12 protein-coding genes and 2 tRNA genes are annotated in these 15,735 nt (G+C 67.8%); 5 read left to right on the plus strand and 9 right to left on the minus strand.

Features of this window, described 5'->3' with window-relative positions; translation table 11 throughout:
• Positions 1–32 precede the first annotated feature (32 nt).
• The gene (locus CV103_RS20105; protein WP_146163462.1) at positions 33–1,229 is read right to left on the minus strand and encodes a DUF6538 domain-containing protein; all 1,197 of its coding nucleotides are present in this window, start codon (positions 1,227–1,229) and stop codon (positions 33–35) included.
• 94 nt (positions 1,230–1,323) lie between these two features.
• Positions 1,324–1,409: transfer RNA gene (locus CV103_RS20110), tRNA-Tyr, on the minus strand.
• 192 nt (positions 1,410–1,601) lie between these two features.
• On the opposite strand from CV103_RS20110, the gene cobU reads away from it, so the two are divergent.
• Positions 1,602–2,114, plus strand: coding sequence for a bifunctional adenosylcobinamide kinase/adenosylcobinamide-phosphate guanylyltransferase (cobU, locus tag CV103_RS20115; RefSeq protein WP_107396003.1), 513 nt, complete (start codon positions 1,602–1,604; stop codon positions 2,112–2,114).
• A 110-nt stretch (positions 2,115–2,224) separates the two neighbouring features.
• A tRNA-Leu gene (locus CV103_RS20120) sits at positions 2,225–2,311 on the plus strand.
• Positions 2,312–2,425: 114 nt separating this feature from the next.
• Here CV103_RS20120 and CV103_RS20125 read toward each other — a convergent pair.
• Positions 2,426–3,625, minus strand: a complete 1,200-nt coding sequence (locus CV103_RS20125; protein ID WP_245896980.1) for a cation:proton antiporter — start codon at positions 3,623–3,625, stop codon at positions 2,426–2,428.
• A gap of 520 nt (positions 3,626–4,145) precedes the next feature.
• Here CV103_RS20125 and CV103_RS20135 point away from each other — a divergent pair.
• The 3 genes from CV103_RS20135 (at position 4,146) to CV103_RS20145 (ending at position 7,582) form a co-directional block, all read left to right on the plus strand.
• The gene (locus CV103_RS20135; RefSeq protein ID WP_015458907.1) at positions 4,146–5,165 is read left to right on the plus strand and encodes a LacI family DNA-binding transcriptional regulator; all 1,020 of its coding nucleotides are present in this window, start codon (positions 4,146–4,148) and stop codon (positions 5,163–5,165) included.
• 151 nt (positions 5,166–5,316) lie between these two features.
• Positions 5,317–6,603, plus strand: coding sequence for an MFS transporter (locus tag CV103_RS20140; protein WP_107395979.1), 1,287 nt, complete (start codon positions 5,317–5,319; stop codon positions 6,601–6,603).
• 58 nt (positions 6,604–6,661) lie between these two features.
• A complete protein-coding gene (locus tag CV103_RS20145; RefSeq protein ID WP_107395980.1) occupies positions 6,662–7,582 on the plus strand; it encodes a bifunctional helix-turn-helix transcriptional regulator/GNAT family N-acetyltransferase in 921 nt (306 codons plus the stop codon).
• Positions 7,583–7,602: 20 nt separating this feature from the next.
• Here CV103_RS20145 and CV103_RS20150 read toward each other — a convergent pair whose 3' ends face one another.
• Genes CV103_RS20150 through scpA form a run of 6 tightly spaced genes read right to left on the minus strand, consistent with a single transcriptional unit; the run spans position 7,603 to position 15,734 of the window.
• Positions 7,603–8,703 carry an HPP family protein gene (locus CV103_RS20150; protein ID WP_107395981.1) on the minus strand — a complete coding sequence of 367 codons (1,101 nt, stop codon included), beginning with the start codon at positions 8,701–8,703 and terminating at the stop codon, positions 7,603–7,605.
• A 58-nt stretch (positions 8,704–8,761) separates the two neighbouring features.
• Positions 8,762–10,747: an acetyl-CoA carboxylase biotin carboxylase subunit gene (locus CV103_RS20155; protein ID WP_107395982.1), complete on the minus strand. Its 1,986-nt coding sequence runs from the start codon at positions 10,745–10,747 to the stop codon at positions 8,762–8,764.
• 25 nt (positions 10,748–10,772) lie between these two features.
• Positions 10,773–11,321, minus strand: coding sequence for a hypothetical protein (locus CV103_RS20160; protein WP_107395983.1), 549 nt, complete (start codon positions 11,319–11,321; stop codon positions 10,773–10,775).
• Positions 11,318–12,313: a biotin synthase BioB gene (bioB, locus tag CV103_RS20165; RefSeq protein WP_070931844.1), complete on the minus strand. Its 996-nt coding sequence runs from the start codon at positions 12,311–12,313 to the stop codon at positions 11,318–11,320. The genes CV103_RS20160 and bioB overlap by 4 nt, the downstream gene beginning before the upstream one ends.
• Positions 12,310–13,587 (minus strand): O-acetylhomoserine aminocarboxypropyltransferase, encoded by a 1,278-nt coding sequence (locus tag CV103_RS20170; protein WP_107395984.1) that lies wholly within the window; start codon positions 13,585–13,587, stop codon positions 12,310–12,312. Before CV103_RS20170 ends, bioB begins: the two co-directional genes overlap by 4 nt.
• Positions 13,584–15,734, minus strand: a complete 2,151-nt coding sequence (scpA, locus tag CV103_RS20175) for a methylmalonyl-CoA mutase (RefSeq protein WP_107395985.1) — start codon at positions 15,732–15,734, stop codon at positions 13,584–13,586. Before scpA ends, CV103_RS20170 begins: the two co-directional genes overlap by 4 nt.
• Position 15,735 lies beyond the last annotated feature (1 nt).

Raw genomic sequence — 15,735 nt, forward strand, 5'->3', positions numbered from 1 at the left:
ATGCCCTTGCCAAGGGGGCGTCCACATATGAATCACATTCCCGACGCCAAGGGAATCCTGTTTATGGGTCCCGACCCTAGTTCGATCAGTTTCGGATGCACCGGCACAAGGCGTTCGCTCCCGTCATTCTTGATCGCGTTGGCAAGGCCCTCGTCGTCCTCATCCTCCGTGATGTTGAGGAACCATCCCTTGTGCATTTCGCCTTCGGCATCGGGGTATTCCATTTCCCGAACATCGCTGCGCCGTAGCTGAGCAAGCTCCCGAACCCGCGCCCCGGTGTAGAGCGCCAGCACGGGCAACCAGTATGCTGCCTCGCCCTTCCCGCCCTCGGGCCTGTCGCCCTTCGCATGAACCGGGCCACCAAAGATCGCCTTGAGCGCAGCAAGATCGAACGGCTTGCGCCGCTTCTTCTTCGCCTGCGGATCAGGGATCGCCGTCCCCTTCGCCACGTTGTCGGGCACTATCGCATTCCGGGCAGCCCAGCCCAGCAACAGGCTGATATGCGACAGCCGAACATTGATGTTGGCGACGGACTGCCCTTCGGCAATCAGCTTGTTCTTGAAGTCAAGGACATGGGCCTTGGTGATGTCCTGCACCGGCAGCTTGCCGACACGGGCATGGAACCATTCGGCGGTTTTCTCCACCATGGCGATAGTCTTGGCGCGCTTGTTCCCTTCGGCCTTCCACTGATCGAAGATGCCGGGCGCAAGGAGGACCGGGGCGGCTCCCGCCTTCGGCATCTGTGAGTTTTCCACAGCTTCGGCCTTGGGGGCATAGCGGGCAATCCGGGCGTTGGCCTGTTCCTCTAGCTGGATCGCAGCCATCTGCCGCTCATGGCGTGCTAGAAGCTGCCCAGCGCGGACGAGATCAACGGCAGGGGCATCGGGCACCGTCCCCGCCTCAATGGCCTCCATGATCGGCTCAAGCGCCTCTAGCTCTGCCTCGGCCTGTGCATCATGCTCGGCCTGCGCTTCCTCTTGCTCGACTTCCGCACGGCTGGGCACATAGGCTTTCGGCTTGGGGACGGATGCCGCTGCCAGAGCCTGCCGCGCCTCCTGCAACCTCTTGTCGCTGGCAATGACGTGATGAGGGATGAGCCGCTTGGCTTCCTCCTTGTCCTTGGTCCGAAGGGAAACCATGAACTCCCGCCGACCTATGACGGGCTGCAACTCATCGGGAATGACCCTGCGGAAATAGTAGGTCGCACCGCGCTTGGAGAGATAGGACATGGGCTGTTCCATACTGTTACGGATGTAACAGACGACCGGTGAAATGTCCTTATCTTTCAATGTTTTCTAAGCCCTTCAAGGACTTAGGAGCCGGTGGTGGACAGGGCTGGATTCGAACCAGCGTACGCTCACGCGGGCAGATTTACAGTCTGCTGCCTTTAACCACTCGGCCACCTGTCCACACCATCGCGATGGCGCGTTTTCCCGTCATTTGTGCACGTGGTTGGCGTGCCGGGAACCCTGCGCCACGGCGCGGGAGGGCGCCTGATAGACGAGGCTTTCGGCTTCTGCAACCCCGGCGGAGCGATGTTGCGCGGCGCGCGTGCGCGGGGCATGGCGGCCTCGCCGGAAGGACGGGAAAAGGGGCGTGGCATGCGGGTTTCGACGCTGGTGATCGGGGGCGCGCGATCGGGCAAGAGCCGCTTTGCCCAGGCGCTGGCGGAGGCCGAATCGGGGCCGCTCGTCTATGTCGCCACCGCCGAGGCGCTGGATGGCGAGATGGCCGATCGCATCGCCCGCCACCAGGCCGATCGGGGTCCGCGCTGGACGACGCGGGAGGCGCCGCACGATCTGGCGGCGGCGATCGCGGGGGTCGATCCCGGCGCGACGATGCTGGTCGATTGCCTGACGCTCTGGCTTTCCAACCGCATGCTGGCCGGCGCGGATCTGGATGCCGAGGCGCGCGCGCTGGTGGCGGCGATCGGGGCCTGCCCGGCCGCCCGGCTGGTGCTGGTGAGCAATGAGGTGGGCTTCGGCATCGTTCCGGAAACCCCGCTGGGCCGGGCGTTCCGCGATCGGGCGGGCTGGCTCAACCAGGCCGTTGCCGCCGCCACCGACAGGGTTGCGCTGGTGGTCGCCGGGCTGCCCCTCTGGCTCAAGAATTGAGGCGTGGCAGATTCCGTGCAGAAAAGCGATTTCGCCCGTTGCCACCCCCGTATTGCTTTGCTAGAGGCACGCGCCTGCCAGCGCCCCGCTCTCGGGGCCCTTCTCGATGTGCGGTCGTGGCGGAACTGGTAGACGCGCAACGTTGAGGTCGTTGTGGCCGAAAGGCCGTGGAAGTTCGAGTCTTCTCGACCGCACCATTCGAAATGAGGAACAGGGCAGGCGGCTCCGCTGAAGGAGCAGCCGGCCCTTCCCGCCTTCCCCTGCCAGCTTGAGATGGCGACGCCGCTCCCCGGCGGAGCGGCGCCTGTCCGTCAGCCCTTCTTGTCGCGGAGGTGCGCCAGCCGCGCCAGCCGGGGCTTCACCACCGGGATGGTCAGCATCGTGCTGCCCACCGCCATCAGCAGCAGGGCGGTGAAGGTCTCGTTGGTGATGATCTGCTTGTCGAGCAGGATGTTGGCGAAGATGATCATGATCAGCGCCTTGGTCTGCAACAGCCAGCCGACGATCGATGCCTCCCCCTTCTCCCAGCCGAGCAGGCGGCCGGCGAGGTGGATGCCGGCGAGCTTGCCGGCAACCGCCGCCACCAGCAGCAGCGCGGCGGCGCCGAACACGGCCAGCCCGCCCACGTCCCAGTTGGTGCGCAGGCCCGTGCTGAGGAAGAAGACCGGCATCACCGCGAGCAGGATGTTGCCGCGGAACTCGTCCATCTGCTTCTGGTCGAACCAGTCGGCATCGATCACCGCGCCCGAAAGGAAGGCGCCCACCATGAAGTGCAGGCCCGCCCAGTCCGCGGCGAAGCCGCAGGCGGCGAGCCAGATCAGCCCGACATACCAGCGGTCCGACGCGGGGATGCGCGTCATGATCCTGCGGATGGCGAAGGCGGCGATCGCGAAGCCCGCGAGGAAGCCGAGCTGGCGGCCCATCCGGTCCCAGTCGAGCAGGATGCAGGCGAGCACGCCCCAGATCGCCACATCGTCCATGCTGGCATAGCGCAGGATCCGCTGGCCGATCGGCTGGCGCAGGATGTCCAGCTTCTCCATCAGCAGGACGAGGATGGGCAGCGCCGTGACCGCGCAGGCCATGCCGATGCCCAGGATCACCTGCCAGGGCTGGCCGTTTGGCCCGGCCCAGCCATCGAAGCGCAGCATCAGCATCGCCGCCAGGCTGCCGAACAGCAACGGCACGGCAAGGGCGAGACCGGCCGTGACCCCGGTTTCGCGCCGCCGCCGCCAGGTTTCGCGCAGGTCCAGCTCGATGCCCGCCACCCAGACGAACATCATCACCGCCCACCAGGCGATGCCGTTCAGCGCCGTCACCACCTGGGGATTGAAGACGAAGCGGTAATATTCGGGGAAGGCCGCGCCCAATATGCCCGGCCCCAGCAGGATGCCGCCGACGATCTGCACCACGACGAGCGGCGCATAATGATCGGTCCGGCCGATCCGCCAGACCAGATAGGGCACAGTGAAGATGATCAGCATCGCGATCAGGAAGATTTCGGTCGTGCTCATGGCCGTGTGCATGTGGCTGCTATTCCCCCCTGTCGGTTGCCGGGCGATCCATCGCCGCCGGGCATGGTTCGATCGGATATTCCAGCGTTGTCATGAAATGGCGGCGCGGCGCGGAGGCCGCTGCCGGGCCGGGCGCCGCAAGGCCCCGGCGCCGGCGGGCGATGGCTTTGCGCGGGGACGGGACATAGGGCCTGCCGCCGCCCGCCCCGCGCGGGACAAGCAGCCGGCCAAGGCGGGGAGGCATTGCCGCGAATCCAGCGGCTTCGCGCCGACGATTGCCGGTGCGGCCGCCATCCCGATCCGGCCCTTGCGGAGCCCCTCCATCGCCATACCGTCCCCCACGGTTCCGGGATGCCGCCGCCCCCGGATGCTTCTTGTCCCCTGCGGCCATATCCGGGGGCGGGCGGGACAAGCCGGTCGGCGGCCCGAGGGCGCGTGATCGGCGGCCCGCAACCTTCCGCGGATGACCAACGTTATCATCTACTACCCATGTTCCTCCGGTCATGCTAGCGGGGGCCGCATGGATGCCGGTCGTCGCGCAACAATCGTCGATGTCGCCCGAGAGGCGGAAGTTTCGATCAAGACCGTTTCGCGTGTCTTCAATGACGCGCCGAACGTTCGCCCGCACACGCGCGACCGCGTGGTCAAGGCCGCCACCGCGCTGAATTACCAGCCGAACGTGGTGGCGCAGGGGCTGGTGGGGCGGCGGTCCTACCTGCTCGGCCTGTTCTACGAAAATCCCAGCCCCAATTATGTGGTGGAGCTGCAGCGCGGCGCTGTCGACCGGCTGCGCGGCGAGCGTTATCGCCTCATCGTGCTGCCGGTGGAGCAGGTGGCGCAGGTGGCGGACAATATCCTGTCCTTCGTCCGCTCCGCCGCGCTCGACGGCATCATCCTGACCCCGCCGGCATCGGACCATCCCGCGATCCTCGAGCATCTGAGCGCGGCGCGCTTTCCCTTCGTGCGGATCGCGCCCACCCGATCGCCCGAGATCCAGCCGCGCAACATCACCGACGACGTCGCCGCCGCACGGGCGATGACCGAATATCTGATATCGCTGGGCCACCGGCGGATCGGCGTGATCAAGGGCGATCCCAGCCACCCGTCCAGCGAGGCGCGGCTGCTGGGCTTCTCGCTCGCGCTGGCATCGGCGCACCTGCCCCCCAGGCTCGACGATATTGATCAGGGCATGTTCACCTTCGAAAGCGGGTTCGAGGCGGCCCGCCGCCTGCTGGCGCGCAAGGACCGGCCGACCGCGATCTTCGCGCAGAATGACGACATGGCCGCCGGCGCGATCATGGCCGCGCACGATCTGGGCATCGACGTGCCGGGCGAGCTTTCGATCGCCGGCTTCGACGACAGCGCCATCGCCAACATTGTCTGGCCGCGCATCACCACCATCCACCAGCCGGTGTTCGACATGGCCCGATCGGCCACGGACACGCTGCTGGCGATGCTGGAGAAGAACCCCTATCCCGACGTGGTGGATCACCCCTTCACGCTGATCCCGCGCCAGTCGACCGGCCCCGCGCCGCGCTGAACGCGCTGCGGGGGTGCCCGTCGCCCCATCTTTCCGTCTTCCCCGGATTCGATCGATTTTCGCGAAAAATCGGGATTGATAACGTTGGTCAAAGCGTGATCTAACGCGGCGGGCCCCGATCGAACAAGCGGGCCGACGGAGAGGAAGAAGGATGACCGGCAAGGCAAATGGCGGCACGCGGGCCGCCTTCGTGGTGGTGACGTGCCTCTATTTCATGTGGGGCTTCATCACCTCGAACAACGATCCGCTGATCGCGGCGCTGCGCGGCATCTACACGCTCAACGTCGCCGAAGGCATGCTCACCCAGTTCGCCTTCTTCCTTGCCTATTTCGTGATGTCCCTGCCGGCCGCCGGCCTGCTCGCCCGGCTGGGCCACGCCCGCACCATCATCGCCGCGCTGCTGGTGATGGTGGGCGCCTGCCTGCTGGTGCTGGTCGCCTCCCGCTTCGAAACCTATGCCATGGTGCTGGTCGCCCTGTTCGTGATGGCCAGCGGCATCACCGCGCTGCAGGTGGCGGCCAACCCGCTGGTGGCGTCGATGGGGGCCGCCGAAACCAGCCATTTCCGCCTCACCTTCGCGCAGGCGTTCAATTCGCTGGGCGTGGTGCTGGGCACCGCCATCGGATCGCGCATCATGCTGAGCGAGGATGTGTTCGCGCCCGGCGGCCATGTCGCCGAAGGCGTTTCGCGCGCGACCGCGCTGGGCGTGGTGGACCATGCCTTCGTGCTGATCGCGGTGGCGATCGCGGCGCTGGCGGTGCTGATCTTCGCCTTCCGCCGCCGGATCGAGGATGCCGCCACCGACAGCGCCGTCGAAAGCGGATCGCCGTTGCAGGCGCTGCGTTCGGGCTGGGCGCTGTTCGGCGCGCTCGCCATCTTCCTCTATGTCGGCGCGGAAGTGACGATCGGCAGCGTCATGATCAACTTCCTCAACCGGCCCGACGTGCTCGGCGTCTCGCTGCGCGAGGCGGGCGAATTCTATCTCACCTGGTTCTATTGGGGCGGGGCGCTGGCCGGCCGCTTCATCGGCAGCGCCTTGCTCACCCGCATCCGCGCGAGCTACCTGCTCACCATCGCCGCGCTGGCCGCGACCGGCCTCACCGCCGCCGCCTTCCTGCTCAGCGGCCCGGCCGCCGCTTATGCCGCGCTCGGCGTCGGCCTGTTCAACTCGATCATGTTCCCGACGATCTTCACCATCACCTTCGAACGGTCGAAGGCGTCGCACGCCTCGGTGTCGGGCCTGCTGTGCATGGCGATCGTCGGCGGCGCGCTGCTGCCGTGGATGTCGGGCCATGTCGCCGACGCCACTGGCAATATCGGCGCCACCTTCCTGCTGCCCGCCATCGCCTATGCCGGCATCCTGCTCTTCGCCGCCAGCGGCACGCGGGGCCGGGCGCCCTCGCGTGACGGCATGGTGGCGCCGGTGGCGATGCACTGACCGGGTGCCCGCCGCATATAGTTGACTAAGGCAACATTATATGTTGTCCCTGTCAACTATGGAACAGGCCATCCAGACGATCCGCGGCTTCAACCGCTTCTTCACCCGCCATGTCGGCGCGATCGACGCGCGCTTCCTCGATATGGACGTCAATTTGCCGGAAGCGCGATTGCTGTTCGAGATCGCGATGCGCGAGCCGGTGATGGCGAGCGGGCTGCAGGACGCGCTGGACCTCGATCGCGGCTATCTCAGCCGCATGGTCGCCCGGTTCGAGGATCGGGGCTGGATCAGGCGCGATCGGGTGGAAGGCGATGCCCGCGCCCGGCCGATCCGCCTCACATCATCGGGGCGCGCGGCGTTCGAGATGCTGGACGAAAGGCAGCGATCGGCGGTCGCGGCGGATCTCGCCCGGCTCGATCCCGTCGAGCGGGACGATCTGGTCCAGGCGCTCGCCAAGGCGCGGCTGCTGCTCGATCCCGATGCCGGCGCCGATTTCCGCATCCGGACGTTCCGGACCGGCGATGTCAGCCATATCGCCGCGCGCCAGTCGATCCTCTACGCCGCCAGCCATAGCTGGGGCCACGGGCTCGAGCTGGTGGAGGCGGAAACGGTCGCCGCCTTCCTCCGCAATTTCAAGCCGGGGCGCGAGCAGTGCTGGATCGCCGAGATCGAAGGCGTGACGGCGGGCGCGGTGTTCCTGACGGACGAAGATAATGGCACGGCGCGCCTCCGCCTGCTCCATGTCGAGCCGTTCGCCCGCCGGCGCGGCATCGGCGACGCGCTGGTGCGCCAGTGCATCGGCTTCGCGCGGGAAAATGGCTATGCGGAAATCATGCTCTGGACGCACACCGTGCTCGATGCCGCGCGCCGCATTTATGCGCGCCACGGCTTCGAACGGATCGCAACGGAGGTCCACCATGCGTTCGGCGAGCCGGTCCAGGGCGAGACGTGGCGCCTGGACCTGACGGCGAATCCGTAGCGACGGGCGCGCGCGCCCTTTCAGCCCAGCGCGCCGGCCACCCGCTCCGCGACATGGCCGCGCCACAGGGCGGCGAGCAGGTCGGTCTGGCTGATGAGGCCGATCAGGCGGCCGTCGCCGTCGGCGACGATCGCCATGTGGTGGAGCCCGCCGGAAAGCGCGGGCAGCAGCTCGTCGATCGGGGTTTCGGGGGCGACGAGGCACAGGTCGCGCGCCATCACCTCGCTTACCGTGCGGCCCGCGCCCGCGAGCAGCTCGGCATGGCCGACGATGCCGGTCACGCGGCCGTCCTCGTCCACCACCGGCATCGCCGCCAGCCGCCGTTCCAGCAGCCGGTCGCGCGCCTGGCCCACGCCTTCGCCGGGCCGCGCCTGCACCACGTCTCGGGACATGATGCGCCCGCAGACGATCTCGCCATGGAGCCGGCGGTGCGCCTGCGCCTCGACCTGGCGGAACAGCGCGTCGAGATCGTCGCGGCTCACGTCCAGCAGCTCGTCATAGCGGGCGAGCACGACATCGATATCGGCGGCGGTATAGCCCACGCGCTCCTGCGGCGGCGGATCGGCGGTGCCGTGGGTATTGCGCGAAGGCGGCGCCACGCGATGGGGGTAGCGGTGGCGGGTGGCGTTGTTGAAGGCCCAGGCGATCGCCAGCAGGATCGCGGAATTGAGGCCCACCGGCACCAGCGCGAACGACCATCCGGCCGCCCAGATGGCCGGGCCGCCGATCACCGCCGTCAACGCCACCGCGCCGCCGGGTGGGTGGAGGCAGCGGGCGAGGCTCATCGCCCCGATCGCGGCGGCCACGCCCAGGCCCGCCGCCGGCACCGGATCGTGCAGCAGCCTGGCCGCCGCCACGCCCATGAGCGCGGAGATAACGTTGCCGCCGATCACCGACCATGGCTGGGCGAGCGGGCTGGCCGGCACCGCGAACAGCAATACGGCCGATGCGCCCATCGGCGCGATCAGGATCGGCAGCGCCGAATCCGCCCCCAGCCACAGCCGGCAGACCGTGCCGGTGACGAGGATACCGATCAGCGCGCCCAGGCAGGCGCGCAGCCAGCCGAGCCGCCCCAGCGGCGACCAGACCGGGGCCAGCGGCGCGAACAGGCGCGACAGCATGGAAATCCTTTCATCCCTCCCGCCCGCCCCGGACCATCGGGGCGGGCGGCCGGGCGGCTTATTCGAACTCGAGGATCACCGCGTCAACCGCCAGGCTCTCGCCCGGCGCGGCGGCGACGCGTGCCACCGTGGCCGCCTTTTCGGCGCGCAGGATATTCTCCATCTTCATCGCCTCCACCACCGCGAGCGGCTGGCCGGCCTCGACACGATCGCCCGCCTTCACATGGATGGCGGTGATCAGGCCCGGCATCGGGCAGAGCAGGAAGCGGGAAAGATCCGGCGGCACCTTCTCGATCATATGGTGCGAAAGATCGGCGATGCGCGGCGGCAGCACCGACAGCGCATGGCTGGCGCCGCGCGTGGTGAAGCGCCAGGCGCCGGTGCGGCGGCGTTCCACCCGGATGGCCAGCTCCTCGCCGTCGACGATCGCCTCCACCAGCCGCTGGCCGGGAATATAGGGGGCGTCGACCACCACGGCCGTGCCGTCCACCGTCACCGCGTCGCCGGCCACTTCCACCTGATGCTCGGCGCCGTCCAGCTTCACCACCCAGCGGGTGGGGGCGGGCGTCCGCCCGTTGAGCTGGCCGTCGATCGCGTGCGCGCGGGTGGCATCCTCGGTGGCGATCAGCGCCGCCACGGCGGCGAGCCGCGCGGTCAGCCCCTCGCCGGTCGGCGCGCCGGTGAAGCCTTCGGGATATTCCTCGGCGATGAAGCCCGTGGTCAGCCGCCCTTCGCGGAAGCGCGGATGCTGCATCAGCGCCGACAGGAAATCGACATTATGGCCGATGCCGTCGATCTCGAACCGGTCGAGCGCGTCGATCTGCCGGTCGATCGCCGCCTCGCGCGTGTCGCCATAGGTGATCAGCTTGGCGATCATCGGATCGTAGAACATCGATATCTCGGCGCCTTCGGTCACGCCGTCGTCGATGCGCACATTCTCCGACGCCGCCGGCGGGCGATAGCGGACGAGGCGGCCGGTGGACGGCAGGAAGCCGCGATAGGGATCCTCGGCATAGACGCGGTTCTCGATCGCCCAGCCGGTGAGCTTCACGTCGTCCTGGGTGAAGGCCAGCTTCTCGCCATAAGCGACGCGGATCATCTGCTCGACCAGGTCCAGCCCGGTCACATATTCGGTGACGGGATGTTCCACCTGCAGGCGGGTGTTCATCTCCAGGAAGTAGAATCCCTGGCCGGTGGTGTCGGCGCCGGAAACGATCAGCTCCACCGTGCCGGCCGAATGATAGCCGACGGCGCGGGCAAGGGCCACGGCCTGCTCGCCCATCGCCTTGCGCATCTCCGGCGTCACGAAGGGGGAGGGCGCTTCCTCCACCACCTTCTGGTGGCGGCGCTGGACGGAACATTCGCGCTCGCCCAGATAGACGATGTTGCCATGCTTGTCGCCGAGCACCTGGATCTCGATGTGGCGCGGGCTTTCGATGAACTTCTCGATGAACACGCGGTCGTCGCCGAAGCTGGCGAGGCCCTCGCGCTTCACGCTTTCGAAATTCTCGCGCACGTCCTTTTCGGAGAAAGCGAGGCGCATGCCCTTGCCGCCGCCGCCGGCGGACGCCTTCATCATCACCGGATAGCCGATGCCGTTCGCGATCTCGACGGCATGGTCGGTGGAGGTGATCTCGCCCACGAAGCCGGGCACGACGTTGACGCCGGCCTGCTTGGCCAGCTTCTTCGATTCGATCTTGTCGCCCATCGCGGCGATCGCGTTCGGCGGCGGGCCGATGAAGGCGATGCCGGCCGCTTCCAGCGCCTCGGCGAAGCTGGTGCGTTCGGACAGGAAGCCATAGCCCGGATGCACCGCCTCGGCGCCGGTCTGCTTGCAGGCGGCGATGATCGCGTCGGCCAGCAGATAGCTTTCCGATGCCGGCGGCGGGCCGAGGCGGACGGCCTCGTCGGCCAGCTCGACATGCTTGGCGCGGGCATCCGCGTCGGAATAGACGGCCACCGTCTTGATGCCCATCGCGCGGGCGGTGCGGATCACGCGGCAGGCGATTTCACCGCGATTGGCGATCAGGATCTTCTTGAACATGGGGTCGTCGTCTCTCCGTCTATTTCTACGCGAGGAGCAGGGCGGCCAGCCGCAGCTCCGTGGTGCCGCCGGGCGCGGCGCGGGTGGATGCGAACAGGCGCGTGGTGCGGGCGCCGGCGCCCGCCACGTTCCATTCGGTCTGCGAGGAGGCCGGGCTGGTCCGCGTCCGGCCGGGGCCGAGCGCCAGCGCCTGCTGGATGCGGGCGGCGAGCGCCAGCTGATCGGCGGCGCCCGAAAGCCGCACGCGCAAGGTGCACTGGCGCGCCGGGATGTTGGCGGGCAGCCGGTCGTCGGCCAGATAGGTCAGCAGCGCCTCATCCGCCTTGTAGCTTTCGCCCGGCTGGCCGGGGCCGCGCGGCTGGAGGGCCAGCGGCACCGGCGCCATGGCGATGGCGGCGTGGAATATCTCCGGGTCGCGGAAACCCGCCCAGCAGGTCGCCTTGAAGGTCTCGATCGCCATGGCGCTGTCGATCGTCTTCAGCTTTTCCACCGGCGACGGCGCGGGCGCGGGCTTCGCCGGGGATGGCGAAGCCGTGGCCTGTGCCGCCAGCAGCAGAAAGGCCGCCGCGATCATTCGGCGGCGACCGCCACGCGCGGTGCCTCGGCATCCATGGCGCGGATGCCCAGCCTGGCGAACAGGGCCGCGTCGCTGTCGTCGCCGGCATTGGGCGCGGTCAGCAGCTTGTCGCCGGTGAAGATCGAATTGGCGCCGGCGAGGAAGCAGAGTGCCTGCGTGCTTTCCGACATGCTCTCGCGGCCGGCGGACAGGCGCACCATCGATCGCGGCATGGCGATGCGGGCGACGGCGACGGTGCGGACGAACTCGATCTCGTCGATCTTCGCCAGCGGGGTATCGGCCAGCATGTCGCCCAGCACCGTTCCCTTCACCGGCACGAGCGCGTTGATCGGCACGCTTTCGGGATGTTCCATCGTCGCCAGCGCGTGGAGGAAGCCCACCCGGTCCTCGCGCTTTTCGCCCATGCCGACGATGCCGCCGCAGCAGACGTTGATGCCCGCCGACCGGACATGATCGAGCGTGTCGATGCGATCCTGGAAGCTGCGCGTCGAGATGACGTTCGCGTAGTTTTCCGGCGAGGTATCGATATTGTGGTTGTAATAATCGAGGCCGGCCTCGGCGAGCTGCCGGGCCTGCTTCTCGGTCAGCATGCCCAGCGTCATGCAGGTTTCCATGCCCATCGCGCGGACGCCCTTCACCATCTCGATGATGGCGGGCATGTCGCGGTCCTTGGGCTCGCGCCAGGCGGCGCCCATGCAGAAGCGGGAGGAACCGTGATCCTTGGCCTGCGCGGCCGCCTGCAGCACGGCGCGCGGGTCCATCAGCTTGCTTGCCTTCAGGCCCGTCTCATGATGGGCGGACTGGCTGCAATAGCCGCAATCCTCCACGCAGCCGCCGGTCTTGATCGACAGGAGCGTCGAAAGCTGGACGGCATTGGCGTCGTGGTGGGCGCGATGCACCTCGGCGGCGCGGAACACGAGGTCCATGAAGGGAAGGTCGAACAGGTCGGCGATTTCCTCGCGCGTCCAGTCGGTACGGTAATCGGTCATGCGGCCTCCAACGCCTGCGCCATGTCGGCGATGATGTCGTCGATATGCTCGATCCCGACGGAGACGCGCACCACGTTCGGCCCCGCACCCGCCTGCTCCTGGTCCGCCACCGCCAGTTGCCGGTGGGTGGTGGAGCTGGGGTGGATGATGAGCGAACGCGTATCGCCGATGTTCGCCAGATGGCTGAACAGCTTCACCGCCGAGACGAGCTTGACGCCCGCCTCATAGCCGCCCTTGAGGCCAAAGGTGAACACCGCGCCGCCCTTGCCGCCCAGATAGCGCTGGGCCAGCGGGTGATAGGGATCGTCGGCGAGGCCCGCATAGGACACCCAGTCCACCTTGGGATGCGCCTTCAGCCAGGTGGCGAGCGCCAGCGCGTTGGCGCAGTGGCGCTCCATGCGCAGCGCCAGCGTCTCCATGCCGGTCAGCGTCAGGAAGGCGTTCATCGGCGCCATGGCGGGGCCGAGATCGCGCAGGCCCAGCGCCCGGCACGCCAGGATGAAGGCGACGTTGCCGAACGCCTCGGTGAAGACCTTGCCGTGATAGGACGGGTTGGGCTGGCTGAGATAGGGATAGTTGCCCGATGCCGCCCAGTCGAACCGGCCGGCGTCGACGATCACGCCGCCCAGCGAATTGCCGTGGCCGTTCAGGAATTTCGTTACCGAATGGACGACGATGTCGGCGCCATGATCGATCGGGCGGCAGAGCAGCGGCGTCGCCATGGTGTTGTCGACGATCAGCGGCACGCCCGCGGCATGGGCCACATCGGCGATGGCGGCGATATCCTGCACCACGCCGCCGGGATTGGCGAGGCTCTCGATGAACACCGCGCGCGTCTGCGGCGTGATGGCGGCGGCGACATTGGCGGGATCGTCGGCATCGACGAAGCTCGCATGCCAGTCCATCTTGCGGAAGCTGTGGCCGATCTGGTTGAGCGAGCCGCCATAGAGCCGCTTGGCCGCGACGATTTGGCAGCCCGGTTCCATCAGCGTGTGGAAGGCCAGGAACTGCGCGGCATGGCCCGATGCGGTGGCGAGCGCGGCGGCGCCCCCCTCCAGCGCGGCGATCTTGCCTTCCAGCGCGCCGTTGGTGGGGTTCATCAGCCGGGTATAGATGTTGCCGGCGACCTCCAGGTTGAACAGCCCCGCCGCGTGATCGACATCGTCGAACACGTAGGAACTGGTCTGGTAGATCGGCGTGATCCGCGCCTTGGTGGTGGGATCGGGCGCGGTTCCGGCGTGGATCGCCAGCGTCTCGGGCCGGTGCGCGGTCATTCGGCGGCTTCCTCTATGCCCTCGGGCGGGATGTTGTGGCCCAGCAGGCGCAGCACCTCGCCCGCCGCGTCGACCAGGTTGGTGCCGGGGCCGAAAATGCCCTGCACGCCCGCGTCGCGGAGGAACTGATAGTCCTGCGCCGGGATGACGCCGCCGGCGACGACCTTGATGTCCGACCGGCCTGCCTGCCTGAGGAGGCCGATCAGCTCGGGGATCAGCGTCTTGTGCCCGGCCGCGAGGCTGGAGGCGCCCACCACGTCCACGTCGGACTTGATGGCGAGGTCGGCGGCTTCCTGGGGCGTCTGGAACAGCGGCCCCGCGACCACCTCGAAACCGAGGTCGCCGAAGGCCGAGGAGACGAGATTGGCGCCGCGATCATGCCCGTCCTGGCCCATCTTGGCGACCAGCATGCGCGGGCGGCGCCCCTTGCGGCGGCCGACGGCGGCCACGCCGTCCACCAGCTGCGCCCAGCGCGCATCGTCGCCATAGGCCCCGCCATAGACGCCCTTCACCGGCGTCGGGCTGGTGCCGTAGCGGCCGAACACATCCTCCATCGCGGCGGAAATCTCGCCCAGCGTCGCCCGCTTGCGCGCGGCCTCCACCGCCAGCGCCAGCAGATTCTCCTTGGCCGCGGCACCCTTGCGCAGCGCATCCAGCGCGGCCTGGGCGGCGGCTTCGTCGCGGGCGGCCTTCACGCGGTTGATGCGGGCGATCTGCGCCTCGCGCACCGCGTGATTGTCCACCTCGAGGATGTCGATCGGCTCCTCGTCGGCCAGCCGGTATTTGTTGACGCCGACGATGATCTCTTCCTTGCGGTCGATCCGCGCGGCCTTGGCGGCGGCGGCTTCCTCGATCATCGCCTTGGGCCAGCCGGCGGCGACCGCCTTGGCCATGCCGCCCTCGGCATCGACGCGCTCGATGATCTCCCACGCGCGGTCGACCAGCTCCTGGGTCAGCGCCTCGACATAATAAGAGCCGCCGAGCGGATCGACCACCTTGGTCATCCCCGTCTCTTCCTGGATCACGATCTGGGTGTTGCGCGCGATCCGGGCGGAGAAATCGGTGGGCAGCGCGATCGCCTCGTCGAGCGCGTTGGTGTGGAGCGACTGGGTGCCGCCCAGCATCGCCGCCATCGCCTCGATCGTCGTGCGCATCACGTTGTTATAGGGGTCCTGCTCGGTCAGCGAGACGCCCGACGTCTGGCAATGGGTGCGCAGCATCTTGGACCGTTCGTCCTTCGCGCCCAGCTTCGTCATCACCCGGTGCCACAGCACGCGCGCGGCGCGCAGCTTGGCGATCTCCATGAAGAAGTTCATGCCGATCGCGAAGAAGAAGCTGAGACGGCCGGCGAACTTGTCGATGTCGAGGCCGGAGGCCACGCCATATTTCACATATTCCATGCCGTCGGCGATGGTGAAGGCCAGCTCCTGCACCTGCGTCGCCCCGGCTTCCTGCATATGGTAGCCGGAGATGGATATGCTGTTGAATTTGGGCATGTTCGCCGACGTATAGGCGAAGATGTCCGAGATGATCCGCATCGATGGCTCGGGTGGGTAGATATAGGTGTTGCGGACCATGAACTCCTTGAGGATGTCGTTCTGGATGGTCCCGTCGAGCTGGGCCTGCGGCACGCCCTGCTCCTCGCCCGCGACGATGAAGAAGGCGAGGATCGGGATCACCGCGCCGTTCATCGTCATCGAAACGGACATCTGATCGAGCGGAATGCCGTCGAACAGGATCTTCATGTCCTCGACCGAATCGATCGCGACGCCCGCCTTGCCGACATCGCCCGTCACGCGCGGATGATCGCTGTCATAGCCGCGGTGGGTGGCAAGATCGAAGGCGACGGACAGGCCCTTCTGCCCGGCCTTCAGGTTGCGGTGGTAGAAGGCGTTGGATTCCTCGGCGGTGGAAAAGCCCGCATATTGGCGGATCGTCCACGGCCGGCCGGCATACATGGATGCGCGCACGCCGCGGGTGAAGGGCGCGAAGCCGGGCAGGCCGGGGTCGATTCCGGCCACGTCCTCGGCCGTGTAGAGCGGCTTGACGTCGATCCCCTCGGGCGTCGCCCAGATGAGGTCCTTGCCCTTCACTTCCTTGGCGGCGGCGGCCTGCCAGTCGGCCAGGGTCGGCTTGCTGTCGGTCATC

Origin of the sequence: Edaphosphingomonas fennica, assembly GCF_003034225.1 — a bacterium.
In the GTDB taxonomy this organism is placed as follows: domain Bacteria; phylum Pseudomonadota; class Alphaproteobacteria; order Sphingomonadales; family Sphingomonadaceae; genus Sphingomonas_E; species Sphingomonas_E fennica.